Source organism: Acidobacteriota bacterium (assembly GCA_016716905.1).
Taxonomy (GTDB): Bacteria; Acidobacteriota; Vicinamibacteria; order Vicinamibacterales; family SCN-69-37; genus SYFT01.
Genome location: JADJUS010000008.1, coordinates 1 through 18,816, shown reverse-complemented (window position 1 = coordinate 18,816; position 18,816 = coordinate 1). Strand labels below are relative to the sequence as shown.

Genomic DNA, 18,816 nt, shown 5'->3' with positions numbered 1-18,816 from the left:
CGCGGCTGCACGCCGAAGCGCATTCGCGTGAGCGTGTTTGTGGACCCCGGGGCGAAGCGCCGATTCGTTGGGCCGAGCGGCTCCGGGGCCGATCGCGTGGAGCTTTACACCGAGCCTTTGCGAAGGCGTTCGCGCGCAGCCGCGCCGACGGCCAGTCGAGGATTTTGAAACGTATGCCGCCGCGTCCTGCCGCTGGCGCACACACTCGGCCTTGGGGTGAACGCGGGCCACGACCTCGACTCGGCCAATCTCGTGTTCCGCGAACTTCCGCACCTCGACGAAGTGTCAATCGGCCACGCCCTCATCGCAGCCACGCGTTGTACGTCGGCCTCGACCGCGCCGTGCGCGACTACCTGGCCGCCGTTAGCGACAGGTAGATTTCAAGAAGGATCACCATGGAGGACACGAAGATCCACGAAGCGCGCGTAGGTTGGGTGCCGCCTTTGGCGGCATGCACGCGGGAGAAGCGCCACAAACAGACACACCGCAGGAAACGACCGGTGCGTTCATTCGTGACGCTTCTCCTTGGCGGCAGTTTCGGCGGACCGGGCACCCAACCCCGCGCCTTCTGACGACCACACGTATTTCTTCATGGATCTTCGCGGAGCTTCATTGGTGGAAACCCGTTAAAATCGGACAGGTGATCAACTGGAACTGCGAGTCTCTGGTTTTGCAATTTCAGGGCGATGTTCGGCCTCTCGTGGGGTGGATTATCGGCACACAGCAGGTGCCGGCCCGCGCCCGCCGCCGCAGTGGCGGCCGCCAATGGCGCGCCCGCCGCACAGATGCGCCGGCCACGCCGCCGCCGACCGGATGTGCGCGCGCCGCCGACCCGAACGGCAGGACCAATGCCGCGCCGGCCAACGCCGCGATCGTGTGGACCTCGGCAACCTCTACTTTGATGCCGAGCGTTTCGACCATTGGCCATCTCCAATGACGGCCGAGGCCGCCCAGATCGACCCGAAGAACGTGGATGCCAGCACCGTTTGGGGTGAGCTACTACTCATCGAATCAGATCGATCGGGCCCTCGCGCAATTTGATCACTCGCTGTCGGTGGACCCCGCGCACACCAAGACGTTGCTCAACCGGACATCGTGCGCCTTCGGCAAACAGGATCTTGAAGGCGCCACGAAGTCGTGGGGCACCTGGTGTCGATTGCCCCGAACAGCCCGGAAGCCGCGCGCGCGAAGCGCTCGCCGCCGTGGTGGCGCGCACCCCGTGACGCCGGGCGCGCCGGCCGCGCCAGCAGGACGAGGCGGCGCAGGCCTGTAGATGGCCTGATCGGCTGGATCATCCGGATCATTGCGATCCTCATCCCTTGTCCGGCTGGTCATGCGGTTCTTCGCCGGCATCGTCCGGGGGTATTCATCACCCGCATCCGGACAATCGCGGCGATCCACCACGCCGGCCACGCGCGAAGGCGGACATCTGGTGCGTGATCCCAACTGCGGCACCTACGTGCCCGTTGGTCGAGCCCTTCGTGAAGGATCGGGCGATTCAGCGATCTACTTCTGTTCTGAAAACTGCCGCAACGCCTGGTCGACTCGCAAAGCGGGCTGACGCACCATGGCCACGCACGAAGATCAGCTGCGTCTGGACATCGCAGAGGTCAGCCGCAGGTTGTGGACGCGCGGCTTCGTCGCCTCAACGACGGCAATATCAGCGTCCGCCTGCCTGGCGGCCGCTTGCTCATGACGCCCACCAGCGTGTCGAAGGGGTTTCGACCCCGAGATGATGGTGGTCACCGACATGGACGGCCGGTTGCTCGCCGGGGAACCCGGACGCAAGGCGTCTTCGAAATCCTGATGCACCTGACGGCCTATCGACATCGGCCGGACGTCCACGCCGTGGTGCGCCCATCCGCCGCTCGCCACGGGCTTCGCCGTCGCCGGCATTCCCCTCGACCGCGCCGTGCTGGCCGAGGTCGTCACCACGCTCGGCAGCATTCCCATCGCCGAATACGGCACACCGTCCACGCCAGAACTGTCCGCCTCGGTGGAGCCGTAAGTCCCGCTCCCACGACGCGCTCCTGCTGGCCAACCATGGCGCGCTGGCCTGGGCAAAGACCTGTTTGCCGCGTATTACAAGATGGAGACCATCCAGGCACTTCGCGCGCATCAGCCTGGTGGCGCGCCTGCTCGGCCGCGAGCACCTGCTCTCGCGCGAGGAAGTGGACCGCCTTCAGGCGCTGCGCGGCATGTATGGCATCGCCTCACCGGCGCCCGTCTGCACGGATCCGCCCCAGGCGACGACCCGGGATGCCAGGTCCTGCAGGCGCCGTCCGCGCCCGGCGAACAGCTCGTCCCGACACATCGGTGGCCGGCGGGCGAGTCACCGTAGGTAATACCGGGGAGATTCAGTTAACATACGGCGAGTTGACGACGCTGATCGAGGGCGCCGTTCGACACCTCACGGCCCGCACGATGGCGTGAGTCCGACTTGAGCAGATGGAGGTTCCATGGGTGAGGCACTCGGAATGGTCGAGACAAAGGGGTTGGTCGCGATGATCGAAGCGGCCGACGCGATGGTCAAGGCCGCCAAAGTGACACTGGTCGGATGGGAAAAGATCGGCGCGGGTTACGTCACGGCGATCGTCCGCGGCGACGTCGCGGCGGTCCGGCCGCCACTGACGCCGGCGCGGCAGCGGCACGCCGTGTGGGTGAACTGGTGTCGGTGCACGTCATTCCGCGTCCACACGCGAACCTCGAGGACGTGCTGCCGATCGGCAAAGCGGCGAAGTAGGCGGCGGGATGATTCTCGCCAAGGTCGTCGGCACGGTCGTCGCGACCCGCAAAGACGAGCGGCTCGTGGCCAGCAAGTTGCTGGTGGCGCGGCCGCTCGACGCGTCTGGGAACCCTGACGGCAACTACCTGGTCGCGGTCGATACCGTGGACGCCGGCGTGGGCGAGACGGTACTCATCGTCTCCGGCAGCTCCGCGCGGATGGCGCAAGGGTTCAAAGACTCTCCCATCGACGCGGCAATCATCGGCATCGTCGATCACGTGGATACGCCCGGCGTGCCCAGCGCGCCCCACCCCCAGCAAAGTAGTCGTGCAGCTCGCGAGAGTGATCGGCAACGTGGTGGCCACGGTGAAAGACCCCAACCTGGGCGGACACACCTGCTCATGCTTCAACCCATCTCGCCCGATCGCAAGCCCGTGGGTCGCGCGGTGGTCGCGCTTGACGCCATGGGCGCCGGCGTGGGCGAGCACGTGTTTTTTGTTCGCGGACGTGAAGCCACCTTTCCGTTCTTTCCCGGCGAACCGCCCGCCGACGCCTGTGTTGTGGGCATCGTCGATTCCTGGGACGTGGAATAGGCCGGCCATGCAGATCGGGCGCGTGATCGGGACGCTGGTGGCGACCAGAAAACACCACAAGATTGAGGGCGCGAAGCTGCTGTTCGTGCAGCCGCTCACGCTCGAAGGCGCGCCGAAGGGGACGGCGGTGCTGACCATTGATTCGGTGGGCGCCGGAGTGGGTGAGACGGTGCTGATCGTGATTGAGGGCAAAGCCGCCGGTGATGCCCTGCGGCGCAAGGCGGCGCCTGTGGACGCGGCGATCATCGGCATTGTGGATACTCTGACGGTAGAGGCATGAACGAAGCTGAACTCCGGTCCCTCGTGCGCACGGCTGTGGCCCGGCATCTGGGTCATGCACCGCCTGCGATGCCAAGTGCCCAGGCCGCCGCGCCGTCCGTCGTGCATGCTCCACTGACGCTTCTCTCCAGCGGCTCCTTGTACGCCGGGCTCGTCAACGTTACGGACGATTGCCTGATCGAGCCCGCCGTGAAGTGCGATCACTGTGGCTACTGCAAGAGCCACGGGCACTGAACTGGGGAAATTGGGAACTTAGGAACTTAGGAACTGGGGAACTGGGGCACTGGTGGAGACGGGGTTGACACGTTCGAACGTTGTACCGGTTCTCAAGGCTATCGGCAAAGCGATTCGGTCGATGGAAGAGCCGGCCGTGGAGAAGATCGCTGAAGAGACGCACGACGATCCGTTTCGGGTGTTGATCGCCACATTGCTGTCGGCGCAGACGAAGGACGCCGTGACCGCCGGGGCGTCGGCCAGGCTCTTCAAGGTGGCGCACACGCCAGAGACGATGGCGGCGCTGACGGTGGGGCGAATCGAGCGGCTGATCTATCCCGTGAGTTTTTATCGGACCAAGGCGCGTCATGTGAAGCAGGCGTGCCGGCAGATCCTGGATGATTTTGGCGGTGTGGTGCCGCGCACGATGGAAGAGTTGCTGACGCTGGCCGGGGTGGGCCGGAAGACCGCGAATCTCGTGCTGATTCTGTCGCATGCGAGCCAGGACAACATTTGCGTGGATACCCACGTCCATCGCATCTCGAATCGCCTGGGCTGGGTGAAGACGCGCACGCCCGATCAGACCGAGCAGGCGTTGTATCGGGTGGTGCCGCGCAAGTGGTGGCCCGATGTAAATTTGTATCTGGTCACGTGGGGCCAGAATGTGTGCAAGCCGGTGTATCCACGGTGCCGCGCGTGTGTGGTGTCGGCGTTGTGTCCCCGCAAGGGTGTGACACGGGAGAGTCGCGCATGAAACGAGGGTCTTTCGTCGGGCGGCCTGAACCTCAAGGCCGCCAACTGCTCTTGATAATGGCCTCCGTGGTGGTGGCTGGTAGTGCCCTGGTGTTTGCTCTGCCGACGCCCGCGATCGGGACCGAGCCCGCGCCTTCGACCCAGGCGGCCGGAAATCCCACGCTGGTGCTCGACACGGTCAGGGGCGTGATCGAGATTGAGTTGCTGCGTGGCGACGCCCCGAAGAGCGTGGACTTTATCGTGGCCCTGGTTGAAAAGAACTTCTATCGCGGACTCAGGTTCCATCGGGCCGAGCGTGGCCTCGTGCAGGTGGGGGATTCGGCATCGCGGGATGTCACGAGGAAGGATTGGTGGGGGCGCAGCGCCCCGACCTCGACGATCGGCGTGGCCGAGATCTCCAAAAAATTGATCCACGTACGGGGCATCGTGGGCCTCGCGCACACCGGCAATCCTCAGCTTGCAGGCAGCCAGTTCTACATCATGAAAGAAGCCAGCCCATCGTTGAACGGCAAGTACACGATCATCGGGCGGGTGCGCGTGGGCATGCCTGTGGTCGATACGCTGAAGTTCGCCGACGTCCTCAAGCAGGCGACGATCAAAGAGGCAGCCCCGAAGTAGTGACGATCCCTTCAAGGTCGGGGTACCCGGTTCACCATTTCACGTTCATAAAGACCGGGCACGGTCTGGCCGAGCTGGGACTTGAGCACGGCCGCGTTCGCCACGGCCTTGGCCGAAAAGTGATTGTTCATGAAGGCCATCACCTTCCGGCCCGCCTGGGCCGCCTCAGTGGCCGCTGCCGCGAACGGCTGCAACTCCGCCGGCGAATACAGATAGTTGTACCTGTCCTCCGCCTTTTCATGGTTCCACCACGCGTCGGCGTTCCGTCCGTGCATCCGGACATAGAGGGGGACGGGTGTGTTTTCCACAGAAATCGCGGTTTTGGGGACAGGTCTCGACGGTGAAGCTGCGTCGAGACCTGTCCCCAAAACCGCGATTTCTGTGGAAAACACACCCGTCCCCCTCTCTGCCCCGGTCTCCGGGCTGTCCGCCATCACCAACCCCGCGCGGCCGGAGGCGAGACGCGCGGAGGTTTCGGCGCCGGGTGCGAACCAGGAGCGATGGCGCAGTTCGACGGCGAGGGGGTAGTCGGCGAACGCCTCCAGCACCCACGACAGGTACTCGCGCATCGGCTCGTCGGCGTGGAAGCTCGAGGGGAACTGCACCAGCAGCGCGGCCATCCGCCCCGCATCAACCAGCGGAGCGACGCCCGCGCGGAACGCGTCCACGTCGCCCAGCGAAAGGCTCCAGTCTTTCACCCCGGCTCGGGCCAGATACATGTCCGGGTGCGTGAACTTCTGAAACAACTTGATCGCGAACTGGAAATCCGCCGGCGTGCGGCCGATCCACTTGCCGACCAATCCGGGATCCGGCATGCGGTAGAACGTCGAGTTCACTTCAACGATGTCGAAGTGCTCGGCGTAGTAGCGCAACTCATCAAACCCGCGCGGCCGCCGCGCAGGATAGAACACCCCATTCCACGTGCCGTTGCCCGTGGGGTAGTTCCAGCCGGAGGTGCCGACGCGGATGCTCATCCTTCAGCCATGATGCCATCAGGAGCACGCACACAGTGACGACTTCAGCGCACGACTTCGTTGCGACGCCACCAGGGGACGGGCAGTGCCTTGACGCCGGGCCACACGGCATCGAGCGTGTCGCCGTTGTACAGGGTGCCGCTCTTCATCACGTACCGAATCGACGTCGTGGCGCGGATGTCCTGCAACGGATCGCGATCGAGCACCACGAGATCCGCGAGTTTGCCGGCTTCAAGGCTGCCGAGATCCTGCGAAAGCCCCAGAGCCTCCGCGCCGTTGATGGTCGCGATTCGGAGAATTTCGTGCGGCGCCATGCCGCCTTCAGCAAAGAGCTTCATCTCCCAGTGCACCTGCAATCCCTGCATCTCGCCGTGGCCGCCCAGCGCCACCTTGCCGCCGGCGCGAAGCACGGCCGCGGCGCTGGACGCCACCTCCCTCACCTGGTAATCCTCTTTCGGAAACGCGAGCAGCCGGGTCGCCGTGCGCTGGAACAGATCGTCGAGCGGGAAGAACATCCGTAACTTCGGATCGTCAAAGGGCCGTTCCTCGAACAACATCCGATAGATCGGCAACGCCCCACCAAAGGACACGAGCAGGGTCGGCGTGTACGTGATGCCACTGCGCGCCAGCAGTTCCACGACATCGCGATAGAGCGGCGCCGTGGGCAACGCATGCTCGTTTCCGCTGAAGCCGTCAATGGCATGCGTGATGTCCATCTTCGCGTCGGATCCGCCCTCGGTCGTGGGGATCATTCCCATCTCGCGACTCGCCTGCACCACCCACTGACGCTGCTGCCGATTGCCCACCATGTACGACTTCAGCAGGTTCGTGCCGTACTCATCGCGGTACCGCGCGATCGACTTCCGCGCATCGTCGAGTGACTGGAAGTTGGTGCCTGACCCGACGCCGGGCCCCGTCGAAAAGAGGCGCGGGCTCGGCACCTCGCCCAGCTCGGCCAGATCGGCGTAGGCGAAGATGTCGGGCGACGACTGCGGATCGCGCAACGCGGTGACGCCAAACGCGAGATTGGCGTACGCCGCCGGCATCTCGGGCTCCAGAATCTCGCGGCGGCCAGCAATGCCATGCGCATGAATATCGACGATGCCAGGGATGATGGTCTTGCCGGCGACGTCAATCACGCGCGCACCCGCAGGCACGGTGACCGCTCCACGCGCGCCGATCGCCGCAATGCGATTGCCGGTGATGACAATGTCGGCGTTGTTGACGATCTCGGCGCCGCGCATCGTGATGGCGCGCGCCCCTCGCAGCACTACCGTGCCGCTGGGCGTGGCCCTGGCCGCTGCGGCGACAAGCGGCATCGAACGCACCGCACCGTCTCCAGCGCCCATCTGGTTCAGAGTGGCACCGGTGACCCACGTCACTGATGCGCCGTCAGCCGACCAGCCAAGACTCGTCGGCGACCCACCGGCCGCGACCACACGCGCCCCCGCCTGCGTGGCATCGAGCGGCACCGTGTCCGCTCCGCCGGCTCCTGGCAGGTTGAACCGCGACACCTGTTCGCCGGCGATCACGGCCATGCGGGTCCCGTCCGGGCTGATACGCACATCGACGTTTGGTCCGGAGCGCGCGGGCTTCGCGACGATGCGCTTATCCGATCCGTCGAGCTTCATCGAGACAAGGCCGTCTGGCGCCGACACGAACACACGCGCGACATCCGTCGTGAAATGCGGATGGCGCATTCCCGGCGCCGCGGACATCATCGTCGCAGGGCCGCCCGTGGCCGGCACGCGCACGAGTTCCGCGTCCTGGGGTATTCCAGGTGCCCGTCGCGCGGATCCCTCCGGCGCACGGAGCGCGACGATTGACGTGCCGTCGGGCGTCCACGCCGGATCGAGCCAGAACGCGGACCCCTCGGACAAGCGTGTCGGCGTGCCGCCGCCGCCCGGCACTTTCCACAGCGCACCGCCGTCCGACGACCAGGTCACAAACGCGATCCACTGCCCATCAGGCGACCACGCGGGCATGAATTCGGCTGGGCGATCGGTCGCGGTGAGTCGCGCCGGTGTACCGCCCTGTCCTGTGACAAACAGACGCGCCAGTCCGGAGTACGCCACGCGACCGTCGGACGCCACAGCCGCGTGCTGCACATACCGCGCGGTCACGGGTTCCTGGGGCAAACGGCGAGGGAACATCAGCGGCGACGCGACCTGCATCGACACGTTCGCGGAGAACGGAATGATCGTGTCCGTGCCTGACGCCACGTCGATGCGATGGATCTTCCCGTCGTAGGAGACGACGACCGCGCGTCCATCGGGTGTGAATGCATAATCCGGCAACACATCCCTGGTCGCGTTCGACTCAAGCGCGTTGCGTTGCAGTGGAACGCGCAGCCAGCGCTCGGTGCCCGCCTGGAGGTCACGCACGCGTAACCCGGTCTTGCCCTGTGCCTGAGCCGCATAGGCCAGGAGCCGTCCGGTGGGCGACGGCCGGGGCTTCATCGAGATCGCCTGTTCCAGCCGCACGGCTTCTTCCTTGCCTGACGCCAGATCGCGACGCATCACGCGGCTCGACGCGCCATCGCGGCTGCCATACGGACGGGGGGTGACGCTCGTGTAGTACAGCGACTGGCCGTCAGCGGTGGGTTCAGGCCCGAACGGCCCCGGGGCCGGCGAGGAGACCAACGGCGCCGCCGCGCCGTTGCCGTTGGCGACCAACTTCTCCGTCTTGCCGCTGGCGACATCCACGCGCACGATGCCGGCCTGGCGGCCGTCGATCACGGTCACGAAGATTGCCCGTCCGTCGTGGGACCAACTCGGCGACATCATGGTCGAGCGCGGCATCGATGTCAGCGGCCGGGGCTGGGCCCCGTCGGCCTCCGCGATCCAGACGTTGTCCGATCCGGTGTTGTCGCTGATGAAGGCGAGCGAGCGGCCGTCGGGAGAAAACCGCGGCTGCGACTGAAAGGCGGAGCCGGTGAGCATCGGCTGGGCTGACCCACCCGCCATAGGCAGGCCGTACACATCGCCGAGCAACTCGAATGCGATGGTCCGGCCGTCGGGCGCCACATCGAGGGAGATCCACGTCCCCTCGTCAGTGACGAACTCAATCGACCGCATCGCGTCAGCCGAGGGCGCGGGCCGTTGAGCGAGGGAATCGGCGATCAGTGAGAGGCCAAGCGCACCGGCAATGAACCACTTCGACATCGATTGCCCTTCCTTAGCGCGCCGACGATGCGCGTGACGATCGCGCACAGCGCCAGACACGTGAGCACAAAAAAGACACGGTGGAGGGTCCGCCTTACAGACCGAACTGGCGTAGATGGTGATCGGCGTGACGGTAGGCCCACACGTCCCACTCAGCCTTGGTCAGCGGGCCGAAGATGGGATGCCGGGCGCCTTCGACAGACGTGAACGCCTCGATCCTCCCGAGCAGTTCCGCCAGGTCTCGAACCCATGCCTCCGGCTTGGTGCCGCCCTGCTCCTGATCAGCTTCGGGGACTGTCTTTACGCCCTTCGGCCAGGTCATCGGCGTGTGCAGCGCGACCATCCGCACGATCGACCGGGTGATGACGTTGTCGACGGGCTTTGGCGTTCGCTGGCCCGCCGCCATGCGGTAGCCGTCGGTCAGGTGACAGACCATCTGGTGAGGCGTCATGCGGCCCCAGTGACGCGGCGAATCCGGCGCCAGGCGTTCGAGACGCCGGCGAGCAACCGCCTTGGCGGCAGAATCAGCGAACGTGCTCATGGCGCCATTATAGGAGCGCGAACACCGGCGGCGCCGCTCGAGGGCGGCACCGCCACAGGGCACCGGTCGGCGCGGTCACGGCGTCTGGATCTGGGCGTGAACGCCACTCGCGTACCGAGACCGATGGAGGTTCCGCTCGAAGAATCCCGCGCCGGCTGGTCCACCACGGAGGTAGCCCAGGCACTCGCCAGCGGCGCCCGCGACCAGGCCCGCGACGAGCAACGAGCATCGATGGCCCCGCGCCAGTTCCCGAACACGGCAGGTTGAGCCACCGCCCATCACGATCCGAAAGAGACGGACCGCGGGGAGCAGCGGCATGCCTGCCGCGTACACGAGCCGACGGAACACCGGCCATCGTCTGCGACGCATCCGGGCGAATTGCCGTCCCTTGCCGAACTGGTCGATCACGTACCAGCCGGGACCGGTGATGTTGAGGATCTCGACCTGGGCCGACGGGTCGAAGCAGATCAGGCCTCCGCGGGTGCGGATCTCGTCCTGCACCGCAGTCAGTGACTGCATCAGGTCGGGCAGATCGGGGCCAAGCGCCATCAACGCATCCCGGCGGTACGCGCTGTTGTGACCGGGGACCCGAGATCGATTTCCCCCGCCCGAGATGTCCTGCCACCGTCCGTAGTTGATCTGCATCGCCGCCCAGCTCGCGTCGCTGGCAGGATTGCGATTTCGCATGGCAGGCCCGACAACTGTCCACCTGTCCGATTGGCACGCGCCGATCATCGCGTCGACGAAGCCGGGGCGTGGAAACGCGCAGCTTTCGGCGAAGACGACCCACGGGGCTGTCGCCGCCGCGACAGCCTGCGCTTCAGCGCGCGCGATGTTCATCCCATCGTCGCCGTGCACGATGCGCACGAACGGGAAGTCGCGAAGCCCCGGGTCATCGCGGTGCAGGACTGCGCCGGCCAGCGTGGCGATGACCAGCTCGATCCTCGCCGGGTCCCCCTGCGCGTGCAGGTGCCGTAGCGTCGTACTGATGGTGGCTGCCGCATCGGTGGCAAGGACCACCGACAACCCGGGGGCGCTATCATGTCTGCGATGATAGCGTCGCTCGGCCGGTAGCCTCATCACTCGCATCGCAGGGGGCATGCAGAATGATTTCAGTCCTGGGATCCCACATGGGCAGCGAGGAGCTTGCCGAGATTCAGGATTGCCTGGAACGGCAATGGCCGGGTCCTGGTCCGAAGTCTGCGACGTTTGAGGCGGAGTTCTGCCAGTATCGCGGGCTGCCCAACCTGGTCGTGGTCAACAGCGGATCGAGTGCGCTCTACCTGGCCACCACCCTGCTGGCTCTGCCCCCGGGCTCCGACATCATCGTGCCTTCGTTCACGTGGGTGTCATGCGCGCACAGCATTCTCCTGGCGGGCCATCGCCCGGTGTTCTGCGACGTCGATCTGGACACGCAGAACGTGACTGCCGGCACGATCGCCGAGGTGATGACGCCGGCGACCAGGGCCATCATGGTGGTGCACTACGCCGGCCTGCCGGTCCAGTTGCAGCCAGTGATCGCCCTCGGACTGCCGATCATCGAAGACGCTGCGCATGCCGTGGCCTCGATGCTGGCCGGCCGGCCGTGCGGCGGTATCGGGGACATCGGGGTCTTCAGCTACGACGCGGTCAAGAACCTGGCCATGGGCGAGGGCGGGGCAGTGACCTCGCGCCACCAGGCTCTGGCCGATCGCGCCCGACTGCTGCGCTACTGCGGCGTGGTCAAGTCGGGGTTCGACGCGGCCAACACCGCCCACCCACGATGGTGGGAACATGAGATTTGTGCGGTGTTTCCGAAGCTGCTGGTCTCAGACCTGAATGCGGCTGTGGGCCTGGCGCAGTTGCGCAAGCTCGATGCGCTGCAGGCGCGGCGCAAGCGCATCTGGGACATCTACCAGAAGGAGTTTGCAGACCTCGACTGGCTGCGCCGCCCGAGCGAGGCCGGTCCCGCCGACCGGCACTCGTACTTCACATACCTGGTGCGCATCCCCACCAGGGACCGGTCGGCACGCACGCTGTACCAGCAGGGATCTACACCACGTTGCGCTATCACCCGCTGCACCTCAACCCGATTTTCGACACGAAGGTCAGTCTTCCCAACACCGAGCGACTCGGCGCCGACGCGTTGAACCTGCCCCTGCATCCACGGCTGACTGACGACGAGGTCGCCACGATCGTGGCGGCGGTCCGGACCCTGCCCGCGTCCTGGTGACCCGAATGGCTGGCCAGATACTCGAGCGCGTTGTCGAAGTGGCGGTGCTCAGCGTGGCGGCATGGCCCGCGATTGCTCCGTGTGCGAGCACCGCTTTTCGGCGCGCGTTTCCAGGCTTAGCCCTGCGGCTGGCGGGAGTGGTCGTGGCCTACGCCGTCGGCATCGCTCTGTTGGTCGCGTTTGCCCCGATCGGGCTGGTGCGCGGCGCCGCGGCCGCCGCCGTCGTCGCGATGGTCGCCGTGCTCTGGCACTCAGGAGTAGCGCGCGGCCGCGCGCATGGATGGCCACCGGGTTCGCTACGGCCCTTTGCGCTGGGTCCATGGACCCGGCAGGATTTTTTCTCCGACCAGAGTCGGCGCCTGGGAAGTACCTTCAAGACCAGTCAGTTTCTGCGACCAACCGCCTGCCTGGTCGGTTTGTCTGCAGGGTCGGAGTTTTTCCGCCAGCACGACGATGTGTTGGTGTCGCCGCCGTGGTCGTTTGGCCGGTTCATCCCAGGTGGATTCCTCCGTCACATGCCCCGCGAGCGCCACGCCGAGGCCAAACAGGTGCTTCGCCTTGCGATGGCGCGCGAGGTACGAGTTGCACGAGGCCTTCATCCGCGACCAGTTTCGCCAGGAACTGGCGCGCATGGCACGCGCGTCTGCCGGCACCGGCGTGCCGCCTCGCCGCCATATCCAGCGCAGTGTTTTCGATCTGGGTGCGTCTGTTCTTCGGAATCGATCCCGCGAGCGCGGAACGCGCTCGATTGAAGACGCTCTACAGGGTCATCGACATCCGGAATCCCTCGAGCGCGTCCGACCGCCAGATTCGGAGTGCGGTGGCGGAGATCGTCGCGATCGCGCGCGCACACACAGCCGACGGGCATTCGCCAGGCGCTGGCGCTGGCAGTTTCCTGGAGGCGCTGGCCCGCAGCAGCCCCGCTTCCGTGGACGACCCGACGATCGCGGAAACCTCGCATACATCCTGCACACCACGTGGGCTGACGTGTCGGGCCTGCTCCAGTGGATCGCGCGGATGCTGACCGACCACGGCCAGTGGGCCGACCGGCTTCGGCTGCCGGCGCACGCCGATTCCGCCCACGAGGGCGGCGCGCTGTCCTTGTCCACGCGGGTTGTGATGGAGACGCTGCGGCTCGAGCAGAGCGAGTACCTGTACCGCGCGACCACCAGCGACGTTTCGCACGGCGGCATGGTCATCCCGAAAGGCTGGCTCGTACGGCTCTGCGTACGCGAGAGTCACCAGGACCCTGCGGTGTTTGAGCATGCGCAGACCTTCGACCCCGATCGGTTTCTGCACCGGTCGTTTGCGCGCCGCGAATATGCGCCGTTTGGCGCGGGCCTGCGCCATGCGTGTCTCGGCGAGGAACTGACAAAGACGGTCGGTGGCATCTTCGCCGAGGAACTCGCGCGCGGGGCCACTGGCAATCCGTTGCCGATGGCCCTGCCGAACACAGCGCGTGGCGTCATTGGCGACCGTCGTCGGCATGGCGCATTGTCCTCACGCCTCGTGGTGGAAGCGCGTGAGCCGCGCTGCCCTGGCGCAGTCGCCACGGGTCAGCGTGTTGACGGCCACATTCAACGCGGCCGGCTTCATCGAGACCACGCTGGCCAGCGCGCTTCGCCAGACATTCGACGATTTCGAGCTTGTGATCATCGACGACGGGTCGAGTGACGGCACGGTTGAGGTCGTCGCGCGCCTCATGGCGGCCGACGCCCGCATCCGGCTCATTCGCCAGATGAACCGAGGGCCGAGCGCGACACGTAACCGGGCGATTCTCGAATCCCGTGGCGAGCTGATCGCGTTTCTCGACCACGACGATCTCTGGCTGCCCGACAAGCTCGCTCGGCAGGTGGCGCTTATTGACGCGCCCCGAGGTGGGCGTGGTGTCGTGTTACTCGGCCGTGATCGATGCGAGGCACCGATGCCTGGGCTGGCGCCTTGGCGGCGACGTCAACGGCGACGTGGCCGACGAGATGATCGAGTGGGACATGGTCTCTGGCGGCAGCGTGGCGCTCATGCGTCGTGAGGCGTTGGAGCAGGTCGGCCACCTTGATGAGACCCTGCGATTCCGTGAGGACTGGGATCTCTGGATCCGGCTGGCCCGCCACGTCCGGTTCGCGACGGTGCCCTGCACACTCGTGGGATATACCCGCAGTCCGGGCAGTGAGTCCCGCAACTATCAGCAGATGGCGCTTGAAGGGCAGCGGGTTCTTGAGAAAGCGCGGCGTGACGATCCACGCGTCACCACCCAACGCCTTCGGTTCTGTCAGGCGAGGGACCTGTTCGCGATGGCGGTATTCTGCGCGATCGACGGTGAGGTGTCAGCCGCCTGGCGATTTCTGCGCAGGTCAGTCGCGACATCGCCCGCGCCCGTCCTGCGGTCGCCGAAACGGTGGGCGTTTGTCGGCGTGCTCATCTTGCAGACGATCCTGCCGCCGGCGGCGTTCGCACGGGTATTCGGCTTGCTCAATCGGATGTCGTTCCACCTGCAGCCAGGGCAGCCCTTCCACCAACTGGCTGACGTGCAGAGATGACGGCGTCCGGGCCGGAGGTGTCCGTCGTTCTGGTCACCGACTCACTGGACGCGGTCGCCGCTGCGCTGCACTGCTATCGCGCCGAGCGATTGCAGATGGTCATCGCCGCAGTGAACGGCGCCAGCATTTCGACGTCAGCCATTCACGCTCTGGGGATTCGATCAGGTCATCGTGATCGACGGAGGCGACGGCCGGCTCGATGTGGCCGAGGCGCGGGCTGCACGGGCGGCTACGGCGCCGTGGGTGCTCTTCGCGCAGGCCCATGCCTTTCCTCGACCCGGTGCCGTGGACGTGCTGATGGAGGCGTGCCGGTCCGGGTCGTGGACGGTCGTCGGGCCGTCGATCGGCAACGCAAACCCAGAGACCGCAATAAGCCGGGCAGCCATGCGCATCAAACACGGCCGGTGGGCGAACGGTCAGCCGGGTGGACTGCGAGCCGACGTCCCGGGCACAACAGCGCGTACAGGCGCGAGGCACTCCTCGCGCTCGGCGATGATCTGGACGCCTCACTCGAGGCGGGGTGGCAGTTGCAACACGAACTCCTGGCTCGCGGTGGCCAGTGCTATTTCGAGGCCGCGGCGCTCGTGGATGTCGTCAACCCTGACCGCGTGGGGCCGTTCGTGCGAGACCTCTGGCGGCTGGGCCGGCAGTTCGGCCACCAGCGGCGACGGCGCTGGTTCCCGTTGCGACGTTTGGTGTACGCGGCGGGCGCGCCGGCGATCCCGGCCGTGCGGCTGGTCCGCCTCGTGGCCGATGCCGTGCGTTGCGGCGACACGACCATATGGCGGCAGTTGCCGGTGGTCTCGCTCGGGTTGATCGCAAGCGCCGTCGGCGAGGCCGTGGGGTACCTGATCGGCCCCCCATCGCGCGTCAGGTTCGTTCCGCGCTAACATCCCGATCGGCGCTGGCCCTCCCATGTCCGACCCTTCCCGCCTTTTCCTACTTCCGACCACGCACCTTGCGAGCAGCGCTTCAGGCCATTGCCCGTCCTGGTGCCTGCATCTACGCGGGCGGTACCGACGTGATCGTCGCGCTGTCCACGCAACAGCCATGGACACGGTTCGTCCGCGGATCGTGGACATCAAAGGCGTCACCGACGCCACTGGTGTGTGTCCGATCTGGGCACCCACCTGCGTATCGGCGCGCTCGTCACGGCCCACGAACTGTCGTCCAACCCCTTGGTGCGCCGGCACGCGCGCGTCTGGCGAGGCGGCCGCGCAGACCTCCGCACCGGCCCTGCGGCGACGCGCCACGGTGGGTGGCAACATCACCACGCCGCATGCCGCCGGAGACATCACGACGGCGCTGCTGGCACTCGATGCCATGGTGGTGGTTGCGGACCGCCAGTCGTGCGACCACTCCCCGCTGGCAGACTTCATGAGCGCGCAGGCCGCCGGTGGCCGCTCCAGCGGTTGGTGGTGGCGGTGCACGTGCCCAAGAGTGCAGGCACAGCGCGTTTGAGAAGGTCGGCGCCAGGATGGCCTTCAGCCGATCCTTGGCGGCCGCAGGCGTGGCTGAATTCAGCGGCGGCGTTCGGGTCGCCCTCGGAGGCTGGCGGGCGGCCATTCCCGGCGCCCACCGTGGCCGCGTCGTTCGGCAATCGCTCCCGCCGTGATGAGGCGCTACGCGCGGTCTGCCATGTCCACGCCGACAGCCTGTCGGACTACGCGCGCATCGCCTTCGCGTGGCCGGCGTCGTGCTTGACGCGCCGTGGCGCGTGGGGGCACGATGAAGCGACGCGCGACCGCGACGAGTCGCAATCACCGTGAACGGTATCCTGCGAACGACCCGCGTGACGGCATCGACCACACTGCTGCAGCTCGCATGCGACCGGTTCGGTCTTACGGGAACAAAGGACGCCTGCGGCGTCGGCGAGTGCGGCGCCTGCACGGTCCTGCTTGATGGCGAGCCCACCCTGTCGTGTCTGGTGCTTGCCCCGAGGCGGACGGGCGGACCGTGACAACGATCGAACACGCCACGAGCCCCCGATTGCGCCGCCTTCGTCGCGCGTTTGCCGATCACGGCGCCATTCAGTGCGGTTCTGCACGCCGGGAATGATCCTGGCGGCCAGCCCGTTGCCGGCCAACGCCACCCGCCGCGGCGATTCGGTCCGGGCTGGCCGGCAACATCTGCCGCAGCATTACACGAAGATCGTGCGCGCCGTGCAGCAGGCGGGACGACGACATGGCTCGACGCGCTGACCACACCAGCGGCCAGTGCGTCGGCGTCAGCCACGTCCGGACCGACGCGGTGGCCAAAGCCGCCGGCACCGCGCTCTACCCGCAGGACGTCCCACCGCCGGGCTGCCCTGCACGCGGCGACGGTTCGTGCGCCGGTGGCCTGTGCCTGGCTGCGCCGGCTCAACACCGCCGCGACGCTCGCCACGCCAGGCGGCGGTCCGGTGATCACCGCCGGTGACGTCCGGGGCACCAATCGGTTCGGCCTGATGGAATCTGATCAGAAGTGCTGGTGACGGACCGGATTCGCGGCGCTTCGGATGTTGTTGCGGTCGTCGTGGGCACCACTGAGGCAGCCGCGCGATTGGGGGCCGGATGCCTTGAGCTTGAGCTGGTGACCGAGCCCCCACCTGATCGATCCCGAGCGAGCCTGCGATGAAGACGCGCGGTGGTGCATCCCGGGCACCGCCCACCGGCTCACCCGAATATCGTCACCGAGCAGAGGATCGCGCGAGGCGATGTCGACGCCGCGTGGCTGGAGCCGCGATCGTCATCAGCGCCGGTTACCGGACCGAACTGGTGGAGCACGCCTCTTCGGACCCGGGAGGCCGGCATCGCCGTTCCGGGCAGGACGGCAGCCTCACGCTGAACGTCGCCACGCAGTATGCAGGAGGATCTGCGCCAGGCGGCCGAGGCGCTCGGCGAGCCTGTCGACGGCCTCCGCATCGTCCAGCAGGTGATCGGCGGAGCGTTCGGCGCACGCGAAGATATTTCACTGCAGATTCTGCTCCTGCTGGCGGCGGTGGCGGGCGCACCGGTGCGCATGGTGTGGGATCGCGTCGGGTCGATCCGCGGCCACAGCAAACGGCATCCGTTCCACATTTCGCCACGTGCTCGGCGCTGATCGCTCGGGGCCACTTTCGCGGCTCGCATTGACATACTGGCGGATGCCGGGTGTTACGCCAGTTCGTCGAAGGCAGTGATGGCCAATGCCATCTCGCAGGCCTGCGGGCCATACGCGATTGCGGCCGTGCGAGTGACTGGCGTGCCGTGTTCACCAACAATCCGCACCGGTGCCTTCCGCGGGTTTGGCGTGAACCAGGTGACGTTTGCCATGGAGCAGCAGGTCAAACAAGCCGCCACGCCGGGAATGGCGCCCGATGCCATCCGGCGCCGCAACTTCGTGCGTGAAGGGGACGTCTGGCCACGGGCCCGAAGGTGTTTGCCCGCACAGGACTCGATCTGACTCTGTCAGCAGCCACGGCCCGGGCTCGGCGTCGGCGCCTGCCGTCGGGTGAAAGCGAATCGCGGTAAGGCCGGAGTACGGCCAGCGCCTTGAAGAACGCTTCGGTTTCAGCTTTGGGTTCGATGATCACGCCACGGCTCGCGTCACCGTGACAAGTCAACGATCACGGTGGGTCACCCCCTCCGGAGGTTGGGCAGGAACCGGGACGGTGCTGGCAGATTGCCGCCGAGGCGCTCGGGACGACCACGCGCAGTCACGATCGAATGGCGATACTCGGCAATGCGCCGGGGTTTCAACAGGCGTCGGCCTCGCACCAGACGTTTGTGTCGGGGAACGCCGTGTGCGTCTGGCGTGCGAGCAGGCTCGGCGCGCAGTCACCGCGCGCGCAGACGCCGGGCCTTGCCGCCGGGAGGGGGAGATCACATCGACATCCATGCCCTCGACCGGATCCGCTGGCGTCACCGCTTCTCCGCGTCACGCGTCTAATGTAGCGCGGGGTGCATGCGTGGCGGATGTGGGCGTGGATCTCCCGGGACCGGTAAGCCGTGCGTGTGTGCGTGTGGTGGTCGCGATTGATGCGGGTCGCGTGGATCAACCCCACCTGGTCGAGGGCCGTGGAGAGCGGGGTGGTGATGGGGCAGGGATAACGCTTCAGGAACGGGTGCCCCACCCTTGGCGGGATCTTCGACCATCCGTTATCAGACCTGCAATCCCCATTCGGTCGATGCGTCGCCCATCATCGAGACGATCGCGGTGCGGAAGGGGCCGACCCGTCGGGTCCATA

Annotated in this window: 23 protein-coding genes and 4 pseudogenes; 20 read left to right on the top strand and 7 right to left on the bottom strand. The window is 66.6% G+C overall.

The window, feature by feature from the left end; genetic code table 11:
- Positions 1-186 precede the first annotated feature (186 nt).
- A pseudogene (locus IPL75_13265) lies at positions 187-377 on the top strand (pyridoxine 5'-phosphate synthase).
- A 301-nt stretch (positions 378-678) separates the two neighbouring features.
- Here the strand turns inward: IPL75_13265 and IPL75_13260 are convergent.
- Complete coding sequence (locus IPL75_13260; GenBank protein ID MBK9241198.1) at positions 679-921, bottom strand: hypothetical protein; 243 nt, start codon at positions 919-921, stop codon at positions 679-681.
- Between the two features lie 52 nt (positions 922-973).
- On the opposite strand from IPL75_13260, the gene IPL75_13255 reads away from it, so the two are divergent.
- The 9 genes and pseudogenes from IPL75_13255 to IPL75_13215 all read left to right on the top strand — a co-directional run bounded on the left by IPL75_13255 (position 974) and on the right by IPL75_13215 (position 5,181).
- On the top strand, positions 974-1,273 hold the full coding sequence (locus IPL75_13255; protein MBK9241197.1) for a hypothetical protein: 300 nt from the start codon (positions 974-976) through the stop codon (positions 1,271-1,273).
- Between the two features lie 30 nt (positions 1,274-1,303).
- Positions 1,304-1,561 carry a hypothetical protein gene (locus tag IPL75_13250; GenBank protein ID MBK9241196.1) on the top strand — a complete coding sequence of 86 codons (258 nt, stop codon included), beginning with the start codon at positions 1,304-1,306 and terminating at the stop codon, positions 1,559-1,561.
- A gap of 6 nt (positions 1,562-1,567) precedes the next feature.
- Positions 1,568-2,345: pseudogene (locus IPL75_13245) on the top strand (class II aldolase/adducin family protein).
- Positions 2,346-2,459: 114 nt separating this feature from the next.
- Positions 2,460-2,743 (top strand): annotated as a pseudogene (eutM, locus tag IPL75_13240) (ethanolamine utilization microcompartment protein EutM).
- A gap of 8 nt (positions 2,744-2,751) precedes the next feature.
- Positions 2,752-3,318, top strand: coding sequence for a hypothetical protein (locus tag IPL75_13235; protein MBK9241195.1), 567 nt, complete (start codon positions 2,752-2,754; stop codon positions 3,316-3,318).
- Between the two features lie 7 nt (positions 3,319-3,325).
- Positions 3,326-3,598 carry a EutN/CcmL family microcompartment protein gene (locus IPL75_13230; protein MBK9241194.1) on the top strand — a complete coding sequence of 91 codons (273 nt, stop codon included), beginning with the start codon at positions 3,326-3,328 and terminating at the stop codon, positions 3,596-3,598.
- Positions 3,595-3,831: a hypothetical protein gene (locus IPL75_13225; GenBank protein MBK9241193.1), complete on the top strand. Its 237-nt coding sequence runs from the start codon at positions 3,595-3,597 to the stop codon at positions 3,829-3,831. Before IPL75_13230 ends, IPL75_13225 begins: the two co-directional genes overlap by 4 nt.
- Positions 3,832-3,952: 121 nt before the next feature.
- Positions 3,953-4,564 (top strand): endonuclease III, encoded by a 612-nt coding sequence (locus IPL75_13220; protein MBK9241192.1) that lies wholly within the window; start codon positions 3,953-3,955, stop codon positions 4,562-4,564.
- A complete protein-coding gene (locus tag IPL75_13215; GenBank protein MBK9241191.1) occupies positions 4,561-5,181 on the top strand; it encodes a peptidylprolyl isomerase in 621 nt (206 codons plus the stop codon). Before IPL75_13220 ends, IPL75_13215 begins: the two co-directional genes overlap by 4 nt.
- A gap of 11 nt (positions 5,182-5,192) precedes the next feature.
- Here IPL75_13215 and IPL75_13210 read toward each other — a convergent pair whose 3' ends face one another.
- From IPL75_13210 to IPL75_13195, 4 genes are all read right to left on the bottom strand, one after another.
- Positions 5,193-6,155, bottom strand: coding sequence for a DUF72 domain-containing protein (locus IPL75_13210; GenBank protein MBK9241190.1), 963 nt, complete (start codon positions 6,153-6,155; stop codon positions 5,193-5,195).
- A 44-nt stretch (positions 6,156-6,199) separates the two neighbouring features.
- Entirely contained in the window at positions 6,200-9,319 is a 3,120-nt protein-coding gene (locus tag IPL75_13205) for a PD40 domain-containing protein (GenBank protein MBK9241189.1), read from the bottom strand.
- A 94-nt stretch (positions 9,320-9,413) separates the two neighbouring features.
- Positions 9,414-9,860: a DUF1569 domain-containing protein gene (locus IPL75_13200; GenBank protein MBK9241188.1), complete on the bottom strand. Its 447-nt coding sequence runs from the start codon at positions 9,858-9,860 to the stop codon at positions 9,414-9,416.
- 75 nt (positions 9,861-9,935) lie between these two features.
- Positions 9,936-10,886 (bottom strand): glycosyltransferase, encoded by a 951-nt coding sequence (locus IPL75_13195; protein MBK9241187.1) that lies wholly within the window; start codon positions 10,884-10,886, stop codon positions 9,936-9,938.
- An 80-nt stretch (positions 10,887-10,966) separates the two neighbouring features.
- Between IPL75_13195 and IPL75_13190 the strand changes: the two genes are divergently transcribed.
- From IPL75_13190 to IPL75_13180, 3 genes are all read left to right on the top strand, one after another.
- Positions 10,967-11,989, top strand: a complete 1,023-nt coding sequence (locus tag IPL75_13190) for an aminotransferase class I/II-fold pyridoxal phosphate-dependent enzyme (protein ID MBK9241186.1) — start codon at positions 10,967-10,969, stop codon at positions 11,987-11,989.
- Between the two features lie 713 nt (positions 11,990-12,702).
- Entirely contained in the window at positions 12,703-13,746 is a 1,044-nt protein-coding gene (locus IPL75_13185) for a cytochrome P450 (GenBank protein ID MBK9241185.1), read from the top strand.
- Positions 13,634-14,101, top strand: a complete 468-nt coding sequence (locus IPL75_13180; protein ID MBK9241184.1) for a glycosyltransferase family 2 protein — start codon at positions 13,634-13,636, stop codon at positions 14,099-14,101. Before IPL75_13185 ends, IPL75_13180 begins: the two co-directional genes overlap by 113 nt.
- Positions 14,102-14,770: 669 nt before the next feature.
- On the opposite strand, the gene IPL75_13175 is transcribed toward IPL75_13180, so the two are convergent.
- Entirely contained in the window at positions 14,771-14,995 is a 225-nt protein-coding gene (locus tag IPL75_13175) for a hypothetical protein (protein MBK9241183.1), read from the bottom strand.
- Between the two features lie 18 nt (positions 14,996-15,013).
- On the opposite strand from IPL75_13175, the gene IPL75_13170 reads away from it, so the two are divergent.
- From IPL75_13170 to IPL75_13150, 5 genes and pseudogenes are all read left to right on the top strand, one after another.
- Positions 15,014-15,499 carry a hypothetical protein gene (locus IPL75_13170; protein MBK9241182.1) on the top strand — a complete coding sequence of 162 codons (486 nt, stop codon included), beginning with the start codon at positions 15,014-15,016 and terminating at the stop codon, positions 15,497-15,499.
- 160 nt (positions 15,500-15,659) lie between these two features.
- Positions 15,660-16,070, top strand: a complete 411-nt coding sequence (locus tag IPL75_13165; GenBank protein MBK9241181.1) for an FAD binding domain-containing protein — start codon at positions 15,660-15,662, stop codon at positions 16,068-16,070.
- A 119-nt stretch (positions 16,071-16,189) separates the two neighbouring features.
- Positions 16,190-16,378, top strand: a complete 189-nt coding sequence (locus IPL75_13160; GenBank protein ID MBK9241180.1) for a hypothetical protein — start codon at positions 16,190-16,192, stop codon at positions 16,376-16,378.
- Positions 16,369-16,810 (top strand): annotated as a pseudogene (locus IPL75_13155) (2Fe-2S iron-sulfur cluster binding domain-containing protein). Before IPL75_13160 ends, IPL75_13155 begins: the two are co-directional and overlap by 10 nt.
- The gene (locus IPL75_13150) at positions 16,794-17,027 is read left to right on the top strand and encodes a hypothetical protein (protein ID MBK9241179.1); all 234 of its coding nucleotides are present in this window, start codon (positions 16,794-16,796) and stop codon (positions 17,025-17,027) included. Before IPL75_13155 ends, IPL75_13150 begins: the two are co-directional and overlap by 17 nt.
- 39 nt (positions 17,028-17,066) lie before the next feature.
- Here IPL75_13150 and IPL75_13145 read toward each other — a convergent pair whose 3' ends face one another.
- The gene (locus IPL75_13145) at positions 17,067-17,267 is read right to left on the bottom strand and encodes a hypothetical protein (protein ID MBK9241178.1); all 201 of its coding nucleotides are present in this window, start codon (positions 17,265-17,267) and stop codon (positions 17,067-17,069) included.
- 183 nt (positions 17,268-17,450) lie between these two features.
- Between IPL75_13145 and IPL75_13140 the strand changes: the two genes are divergently transcribed.
- Entirely contained in the window at positions 17,451-17,690 is a 240-nt protein-coding gene (locus IPL75_13140; GenBank protein ID MBK9241177.1) for a molybdopterin-dependent oxidoreductase, read from the top strand.
- A 27-nt stretch (positions 17,691-17,717) separates the two neighbouring features.
- The gene (locus IPL75_13135; protein ID MBK9241176.1) at positions 17,718-18,032 is read left to right on the top strand and encodes a molybdopterin-dependent oxidoreductase; all 315 of its coding nucleotides are present in this window, start codon (positions 17,718-17,720) and stop codon (positions 18,030-18,032) included.
- The last annotated feature ends 784 nt before the right edge of the window (positions 18,033-18,816 follow it).

Coding starts and splice junctions, on each gene's coding strand:
- IPL75_13260 (MBK9241198.1), bottom strand. CDS start 921: ATGGTCGAAACGCTCGGCATCAAAGTAGAGGTTGCCGAGGTCCACACG.
- IPL75_13255 (MBK9241197.1), top strand. CDS start 974: ATGCCAGCACCGTTTGGGGTGAGCTACTACTCATCGAATCAGATCGAT.
- IPL75_13235 (MBK9241195.1), top strand. CDS start 2,752: ATGATTCTCGCCAAGGTCGTCGGCACGGTCGTCGCGACCCGCAAAGAC.
- IPL75_13230 (MBK9241194.1), top strand. CDS start 3,326: ATGCAGATCGGGCGCGTGATCGGGACGCTGGTGGCGACCAGAAAACAC.
- IPL75_13225 (MBK9241193.1), top strand. CDS start 3,595: ATGAACGAAGCTGAACTCCGGTCCCTCGTGCGCACGGCTGTGGCCCGG.
- IPL75_13220 (MBK9241192.1), top strand. CDS start 3,953: ATGGAAGAGCCGGCCGTGGAGAAGATCGCTGAAGAGACGCACGACGAT.
- IPL75_13215 (MBK9241191.1), top strand. CDS start 4,561: ATGAAACGAGGGTCTTTCGTCGGGCGGCCTGAACCTCAAGGCCGCCAA.
- IPL75_13210 (MBK9241190.1), bottom strand. CDS start 6,155: ATGAGCATCCGCGTCGGCACCTCCGGCTGGAACTACCCCACGGGCAAC.
- IPL75_13205 (MBK9241189.1), bottom strand. CDS start 9,319: ATGTCGAAGTGGTTCATTGCCGGTGCGCTTGGCCTCTCACTGATCGCC.
- IPL75_13200 (MBK9241188.1), bottom strand. CDS start 9,860: ATGAGCACGTTCGCTGATTCTGCCGCCAAGGCGGTTGCTCGCCGGCGT.
- IPL75_13190 (MBK9241186.1), top strand. CDS start 10,967: ATGATTTCAGTCCTGGGATCCCACATGGGCAGCGAGGAGCTTGCCGAG.
- IPL75_13185 (MBK9241185.1), top strand. CDS start 12,703: ATGGCACGCGCGTCTGCCGGCACCGGCGTGCCGCCTCGCCGCCATATC.
- IPL75_13175 (MBK9241183.1), bottom strand. CDS start 14,995: ATGGCTGCCCGGCTTATTGCGGTCTCTGGGTTTGCGTTGCCGATCGAC.
- IPL75_13165 (MBK9241181.1), top strand. CDS start 15,660: ATGGACACGGTTCGTCCGCGGATCGTGGACATCAAAGGCGTCACCGAC.
- IPL75_13150 (MBK9241179.1), top strand. CDS start 16,794: ATGGCTCGACGCGCTGACCACACCAGCGGCCAGTGCGTCGGCGTCAGC.
- IPL75_13140 (MBK9241177.1), top strand. CDS start 17,451: ATGCAGGAGGATCTGCGCCAGGCGGCCGAGGCGCTCGGCGAGCCTGTC.